Below are 7,661 nucleotides of genomic sequence, written 5' to 3' on the forward strand. Positions count from 1 at the left end.
CCATGAATAGACAGCGCAAGTTATTGAGGCTGGGTATAGCAGGAACGGTTATTGCCGCACTGTGCTGTTTTACCCCTGTACTGGTCATATTGCTGGGAGCGGTTGGTTTATCTGGGTTACTGGGTTATCTGGATTATGCGTTGCTTCCTGCGTTGGCATTCTTTGTTGGCCTGACCGTTTACGCCTTATACCGAAATAAAGGGGAACAACAGAAGTCCGATTGTTGCCCTCCTAATCAACAGGATGGAATAAATGAATAATGACCAATCTGCCTTTGACGCTGAAGAAGTGACAGTAAATCACTCCAAATCATCCTGTTGCAGTGGTGGTGAAGCTAAGTGTAGTGGAAGCGATGAACTTCACGTTGCCATTATTGGTAGTGGCTCAGCCGCTTTTGCCTGCGCAATTAAAGCAGCTGAAGGCGGTGCTAGGGTGACGATTATAGAAGCCAATGAGGTTATTGGCGGCTGCTGCGTGAACGTAGGGTGTGTGCCATCAAAAATACTGATCCGAGCGGCACAATTGGCTCAGCAACAACGCAGCAACCCGTTTGCAGGGCTGGAAAATCAGGCTCCATTACTTAGCCGTTCCTTGTTGGCAAAACAACAAACGTCTCGTGTTAATGAGTTAAGGGCTGCTAAATACCAGAATATTTTGGATAACAACCCCGCACTGAGCCTCATAAAGGGGTACGCAAGCTTTAAAGATGCACGGACATTGGTGGTAAGCAAACCTGATGGTCAAGAGGTGGAAGTGATTGCTGACCGATTCCTTATAGCAACAGGCTCTACACCTACCATTCCTCCAATCGACGGACTGGCAGATACACCTTACTGGACATCTAACGAAGCTCTGTTCGCAGAGCAAACACCTGAGCATTTAATTGTCATCGGCTCATCAGTCGTGGCACTAGAAATTGCCCAGGCATACCGACGTTTGGGTGCTGAAGTTACTCTATTGGCAAGACATACCCTGCTATACAAAGAAGATCCCTTATTGGGCGAACAGTTAGCCAAGTCATTTGAAAAAGAAGGTATCCGTGTGCTGACTAATACCCAGGCCAGTGAGATACGTTTCGATGGTAAACAGTTCAAGCTGAAAACCAACAATGGCCAATTAAGCAGTGATAAATTACTGGTGAGCACTGGACGTCACGCTAATACTGCCAAGCTCAACCTTGATATAGCAGGTGTTGAAACGGATAAGAATGGCTGCATTAAAGTGAATTCGCGAATGGAAACTTCTGTCCCCCACATTTATGCAGCGGGTGATTGCAGTAACATGCCTCAGTTTGTTTATGTGGCCGCCGCCGCTGGCAGCCGTGCAGGCACTAATATGACAGGCGGTGATGTGACCCTGGATTTATCCGCCATGCCGTCAGTGATATTTACCGATCCGCAAGTGGCAACAGTAGGGCTTACAGATGCGCAGGCCACAGCTCAAGGGATCAATACCGACTCTCGCGTTTTGGAGATGGAAAACGTCCCAAGGGCATTGGCAAATTTTGAAACGGACGGCTTTATCAAGTTAGTCATCGATGCCGATACAGAACGACTCATTGGCGCACAGCTTCTCGCCCATGAAGGAGGAGAGATCATCCAGAGCGCTGCACTGGCCATTCGCAATAAAATGACAGTTAAGGAATTAGCTGAACAGTTGTTCCCTTATCTCACCATGGTTGAAGGGTTAAAGTTATGCGCCCAGACTTTTAGCAAGGATGTAAAAGCACTCTCTTGTTGTGCGGGTTAACGAATAGACTTGTGTATTGATGTGTAACGAGGGTTGAAGATGACAATTTCTATGACTAAAACTCACCCAGGAATGTCGATTGAAAGTGGTTATCCAATCACAATTTCAAACCTCGCCAAAGCGGCTGATAACTCTGTACATACAGTGAGAAACTATCTGGCTGAAGGATTAATTTCAGCCTATTCAAAAACAAAAGGCGGCTATTGGTTGTTTGATGAAACCGCTCTTGACCGCTTAACCTTGATTAGAGCAGCGATGGTTGCGGGCTTAAGGTTACAAGACATCAAACCTCTTTTATCCGCCCTCGTTCTCCCCGACCATCGGTAAATCAATCGTGAAAAGAGGCTTATTGATCCGCAGATAGCACAGAACCATCAGAGGCTCACCCAGTTGTCCCAACTGCTGGAGAAACTGTGATAAAAAAGGGGAGATGGCATACAATGGCGGAACTACTAATTTCTTTCTTAATTGCGTCTCAATCAAGTTTCCTTGATTGACCGTTAAGGCGTGCTGCGCCCTAAAGGCGAACCCACCCCAGCGGCCCTAAGCACCGACTCGTCAATACCACGGTTGGCACAACAATCAGCGAGTTTGCCATCAATAACAACGGCAGGAAGTGACTTAATTCCAAGCTTCTTCGCACGGGTAGCAATGCTATGTTCGTGCATATCAAGAACGGCAATATCACATGATGGACAAGCCATGCTCTTCACCTGTTCGACAACTTCTTCACATACAGCACAACCAGCGCTGAATATCTCAATTTTACGTTTAGTCGTCATGGTGGTTACTCCGTCAAACAATAGAGTTAACAGGTTGAGGTTGACCGTGGATGGTGCGAGCTTTCCAATAGGCTTTCACCGTGAGTCCACCTAAACATATTGTAGACCTTGGAGTTAGGTCAAAGGTCAAGCTATCCACAGCAAATGTCGATAGTTGGTAAGAAGACAGGTAGCGGCAAATTCTCTTATTGAAGCGATTTGGCTGTACCTCACCAACATTACCAAACCTAATCCAATTCACTTTTAACACGAAATGAATGAGCAAGTACTCTAAATGGGAATGGGGCAGATCTGAGCTAGCCACATCAGCTAGCTCGAAGATGGACAAAAATGCGTTACGACAAATAGAATATTAGCAACTAATGGATAACTTCAAGTATTGAGAGCTAGCGCATGACATGTACATACGCTAGCAGGGTGCTTGTGCCAAGAGCTTGAAAGATAATTTAATCGCACGAACTAGGGTCTAAAACATATGTCCGACTTGAGGATTTTAATGTAAGTTCTTGTTCAGAAGTACATTCAATATAGTCATATTGCTTTATTTTTTCTCTCGTGTTGTTATCTAACCATATGGCAGAGGCAATAGAACTTAATACTATTATCGCTACAGAATATAGCCCTGTTTTTGTCGAAAATGGTACTTTTAGTAATAGTTCTGTTGACCTGTGTAGCATAGCTATGGGAATGATCGCTATAAAACCAAATATTAGAAGGCCTACAAAAGAAGCAACATTGTTCACTAAACCTGCTAGTTTTACTTTAGGAATGATACCGATTGAGTTGTTAATGCTAATTAACTCATTAATTGAGCTGTAGCTCAACCACACCATAAAAACCATAAGAGGCCAACTAGCCATCACTTTAAGCCAACGCTTTATCTTTAGTCTTCGGTTAAATTTTTCATTAGAAATCATTAATAGTTTTCTCTACTTGATTCTTCATCGGTTCCGTGAATTTAAATTGGTCATCTAGTTTAGATATTTCCTTTCCTACAATAAACGCAGTAACAGCGAAAATACCAAGTGTTAGAGCGGTTGGCACAACAAGTACCGTACTTAATGTTGCGACTCCCAGAATAGTTATTCCTTGAGCGATAACTCCTGCGGCAATGCCCTTAGATATATCCGCTGTAAATTGGCCGACCACTTCACCTAGCGTTTTTTCATCATGTAGAATGTAGTCAACCGCATTAACCGCACCACTAAACACAAGTTCAACATAGATGTTGCCTTTCAAGAAACTGACATTGCCTTGAACAGTATTTAGAGCATGACCAATTTTAAGCATTTGTGGTGTTGCTTCTTGCCAACGGATACCTAGGTCTAAATATTTAGGCTTGTAGTTCTCAACCACAATATTCATTACACCATTGATATTGACAGCTTTAGCGGTTGCCCCCCAACCGCCAAGCTCTTTAGCGACCTCATAAGCGCCTTTAAGCCCCATGCCTACGCCAGTGTAGTCCTTGCCGTTCGAAAGTTGTCCATGCGAGTCTTTGATGAGCAAGTCTAAATACTCGTTACCTTCTTCAACAGTCAGTACCGCAATACTCACGTTCTCTTGTTGAGAGGTGTCCCACTGATATTCTTTAGCTTGCTTTTGTAAATCATCGTTCCATTCTTTTTCTGTTAGGTCGTAAGCTTGTTGGACCGCTTTGCGTTCAGCAAGAACGCGCTCTCTATTTTCAGTCCATCGTTTCTCATCGCTCGCGGTAGATCTCAGCTCTTCCTGACGTTCTCGGCGTTGACGTGCTGCTCGTTCTCTAGTGGTTTCTTGTCTTTCTTCTGGGGCTACAGGAGAGGATTCATATCTCATGGGAGTCGGTTTTACTGATAAATAAAAAGGATAATAACAATATTTTCAGTGATTTATCATCCCCAACAAGATTGCATGATGATTTAACCAATTAAATAGGCAGTTTGACCAATCAAACAAGCACAATGAAGGCTCAATAGTGTTGAGTTACATTCAATCGGATAACTTTTCGTAGGGTAAAACGTACGAACCAAATTTTGTAGAGTATTTATTCCAGTTTGTTTTGGGGCATTTTTGATTTTGACTGATTTGTGCAACAGGCTGTTGCACAATTGGGAAACGGCTTTTTTCACTAACAAGCGAGTCTGATTTTAGCCACCAACAGGTTGTTGACCAAATTTTTCATCGGGAAGGTCTTGCTCATCATCGAACATCACAATGCTTCTACGATGCTCCTTTAGAGCAGATAATGCAACTTGAAAACAACTTTCACACATATCGAGGTGGTGGGTAATACCGTCCATTTTTGACCCAAATCCCCAGTTAGCAGTCAGTTCACCAACCTCTTCTAACTTAACGCCATTTGAATCGACGACCATCACACTAGTACCACAGATATCACAACATCGATCAACAACGACCTCTATCGTTTTTTGTCCATAAACTTTCATTGTGAACTCCTGTCGCTGATAAGATTAATCATTACTTAGTACCAAATAACAACTAAGTAGTAGCTGAAATTATAGCTGTCCTATAGGCAACTGAACAATTAACAAAGTCGCTGAATTTTCATTGTTACTCAGCGAAGTATCCTTCTTATGTAGACACGTTAAACGTATTAGTAAAAACTAAGTCATGAGGCAGAGCAAAAGGGAACAGGCTCAATTGACGCTGGCACAGAATGGGGCAAAGAAGATTTACGAAAGACGATGCATGTACTACTGCATCAATAACTTTCACGCTGAATTAGCAAAAAATCCAATTGCCGAACCTAAACTTAAGTGATGTAGATGAGCTTTGACAAAAAATGGTATATCACGGACTTTAAACTAATGGAGACGCTTCCTATTGAACCTGTTTAGATGAGTGTAGACACGTAACAATGTCAAAGCTATATTTACTTATCATCGTCATCGGATGAAATCCGCGGCTCGCCATCTAAGATATATGACATGAAACAAGAAACTAAAAAAATTCACCTTTCCGACCAACAGCGTCGTGAAGCAGTTACTCGCTTGATGAGTCGAGTTATTGTCAGTGAGCATCGTGCCCCCAAGATCAAGAAAGTCCGCCGTAATGTTATACAACAGATGTGCGTTGCATTTACTAAGGCAGTTCACGCTGAATAGCAATCACTAGTAATTCTTTCACAGCCTTCAAAGGTGTTTTGTTATCTAGCCAAAAACTAGCGCTATTGTTGCGTTAGCTTCCTCTCTAGAAATTGAATGAAAATGTCATCTTCTATGTAAAACAGATCATAACCAACATGCTGAATACCCTCTTGCGAGATTTCCGTGATTTGCCCTTTACCATCGTTCTCGAGTGAAAACTCTCGTTGAAGGTTATATATCAACTGATTGAACCGAAGGTCAGTATTGTTGCTCCAAAGTTCCTTCAAAAGTGAAAGCGTAGTTTCTATTCTTTTAGGGTCGCGCATTGATGTGCTCCTTGTGGTCTAACGTCAAAATACATATTTGAATTAATTTTTATGATGTTAATTATCAGCGCCAAGGGGCAACACGTCTAGCGGACATACATCTTAATTGAGGTGTTCCCCAAAGTATTACTGTTTAAAACCAATACCAAAATTTAACTCTAGTTTTGGTATTTCACACTTTTCTGGTCGTGTATTTGAGCTCAAATACCAAAAGTAACGTTGAATTTAGTATATATACCAAAAATATGCATAAATTTTGGTATCGCATGTAGAAAATGCAGGATGCAATCTCCCTTCAACCAATTTGTATCTATTTTGTTTGTGCAGGAACCTGTTAGCACCTAAAGCGTTGAAGGCGCTTTAGTCTAGAGGACGTGCCCCATAGATAAAAAGACAATATAAACCTGATTGATTGGAACGATATCTTTACTTAGTTATTACTTGGTCTTTTCCACAAATAAGAGCAAACTCATCGCGCAAGTTGCGTCACGCAACCTGCGTGATGAGCTTTTTAGCTCGGAGAAGGAATCAAGAAAGGTTTGCCATTAATGCACAGCACACTCTTGGACAGAAGTGTTTCAGGGATCATGCAAAATTGGTGAAGCACGGATTAGCTCATGTATGGTGAACCGCTCCAACTACACGGCAAAACTTGGTTGGCCAGTACAAATCATGAAGCACTCAAAATGTATGTACCTAGCGGGTCAGCATCAAGAATACGTAAGGCAATTGGAAGTTAGAGTGGGTAGGACTCTAGAAGTAAAAAATAGCTGTTGATATGCGCAATGCTGTATGATTTAGGTTAAGTATTGATACAGTCTGATTGAAGTATATGGGTGAACTGAAACCAAGAGATGATTTTTCACAGCCTACAAAGAAAGTATTGGCAGAGAGGGTTGGCCATCTGTGTTCCAATCCTGAGTGCAGAGTACTAACAAGAGGCGCGAAAACTGGAGCTCTTGGCTCTGCTGGAATCGGTGTTGCCGCTCATATTACGGCTGCCGCTATTGGTGGACCGAGATATGACGCTGATTTGACAAAACAACAACGTAAAGATTATGACAATGGAATCTGGCTTTGTCAGAGCTGTTCTCGAATCATAGACGTAGATGTTGTTAAATATTCAGTATCGGAGCTTAGGTCGTGGAAGGTTAGAGCTGAAGAGTTCTCAAACTCTAATATTGGCAAGAAGCTATATGACGAAAACACTATCAGACAAGAGGTCGTAAAAGGCACAGTAGAGTACATCACTGGCCGGAGCGTTTCGTCATCATCAGATTTAGCGTTTGAAGCTATAAAGATCAGCGAAAACGAGTTATCTAATTTGGATCCACGCTTTAATGTTACTACTAACATTATAGACGGTAAGGTTAGTTCTCTGATTGAGCCAAAGTCTACAGGTGTCGAATTTAAAGTAACTGCTACTGACAAAAATGATGATACATTGTACGAGTCTCTTTTAAAGCTTGAAGAGGAAGGCAGAGAGTTCTCTATCGATACTAGCAAAATAAATATAAATGGTTCTCCGCTCTTTGAGCAGATTTTTGCAACACCGGGGGGAGTGTTGCACGCAGGCTCTGTAAAACAAAAAATCGTAAGCGTTCACCGAGGTATCTTGACTTACCAGATCTGAAGAAACATATGCAGTTTATAGATCAAAAACGTTTGGGTACGGTCTCTTCGTCACAACAGCCGTGATGATTTCACTCAACACT

At 42.2% G+C, this 7,661-nt stretch carries 9 protein-coding genes; 5 read left to right on the forward strand and 4 right to left on the reverse strand.

Going from position 1 to position 7,661, the window contains the following annotated elements; translation table 11 throughout:
• Positions 1-2 precede the first annotated feature (2 nt).
• From merF to NL643_RS11710, 3 genes are read left to right on the forward strand one after another with little or no spacing between them, the layout of a single operon-like run.
• Positions 3-260: a mercury resistance system transport protein MerF gene (merF, locus tag NL643_RS11700; RefSeq protein WP_029788658.1), complete on the forward strand. Its 258-nt coding sequence runs from the start codon at positions 3-5 to the stop codon at positions 258-260.
• Positions 253-1,749, forward strand: coding sequence for a mercury(II) reductase (merA, locus tag NL643_RS11705; protein WP_253644439.1), 1,497 nt, complete (start codon positions 253-255; stop codon positions 1,747-1,749). Before merF ends, merA begins: the two co-directional genes overlap by 8 nt.
• 51 nt (positions 1,750-1,800) lie before the next feature.
• Positions 1,801-2,076 carry a MerR family transcriptional regulator gene (locus NL643_RS11710; protein ID WP_162860681.1) on the forward strand — a complete coding sequence of 92 codons (276 nt, stop codon included), beginning with the start codon at positions 1,801-1,803 and terminating at the stop codon, positions 2,074-2,076.
• A 173-nt stretch (positions 2,077-2,249) separates the two neighbouring features.
• Here the strand turns inward: NL643_RS11710 and NL643_RS11715 are convergent, their stop codons facing one another.
• The 4 genes from NL643_RS11715 to NL643_RS11730 form a co-directional block, all read right to left on the reverse strand.
• Positions 2,250-2,531 (reverse strand): thioredoxin family protein, encoded by a 282-nt coding sequence (locus tag NL643_RS11715; protein WP_029788655.1) that lies wholly within the window; start codon positions 2,529-2,531, stop codon positions 2,250-2,252.
• 446 nt (positions 2,532-2,977) lie between these two features.
• On the reverse strand, positions 2,978-3,448 hold the full coding sequence (locus NL643_RS11720) for a hypothetical protein (RefSeq protein WP_086047304.1): 471 nt from the start codon (positions 3,446-3,448) through the stop codon (positions 2,978-2,980).
• On the reverse strand, positions 3,438-4,349 hold the full coding sequence (locus NL643_RS11725; RefSeq protein WP_253644440.1) for a hypothetical protein: 912 nt from the start codon (positions 4,347-4,349) through the stop codon (positions 3,438-3,440). The genes NL643_RS11720 and NL643_RS11725 overlap by 11 nt, the downstream gene beginning before the upstream one ends.
• A gap of 311 nt (positions 4,350-4,660) precedes the next feature.
• Positions 4,661-4,960, reverse strand: a complete 300-nt coding sequence (locus NL643_RS11730; RefSeq protein ID WP_031858044.1) for a hypothetical protein — start codon at positions 4,958-4,960, stop codon at positions 4,661-4,663.
• Between the two features lie 501 nt (positions 4,961-5,461).
• Between NL643_RS11730 and NL643_RS11735 the strand changes: the two genes are divergently transcribed.
• Entirely contained in the window at positions 5,462-5,638 is a 177-nt protein-coding gene (locus NL643_RS11735) for a hypothetical protein (RefSeq protein ID WP_153904563.1), read from the forward strand.
• A 1,140-nt stretch (positions 5,639-6,778) separates the two neighbouring features.
• Positions 6,779-7,579 carry a hypothetical protein gene (locus NL643_RS11740; RefSeq protein WP_253644441.1) on the forward strand — a complete coding sequence of 267 codons (801 nt, stop codon included), beginning with the start codon at positions 6,779-6,781 and terminating at the stop codon, positions 7,577-7,579.
• Positions 7,580-7,661: the final 82 nt, after the last annotated feature.

The organism is Vibrio sp. Y42_MX_L11 (assembly GCF_024181785.1).
GTDB classification, from domain to species: Bacteria; Pseudomonadota; Gammaproteobacteria; order Enterobacterales; family Vibrionaceae; genus Vibrio; species Vibrio diabolicus.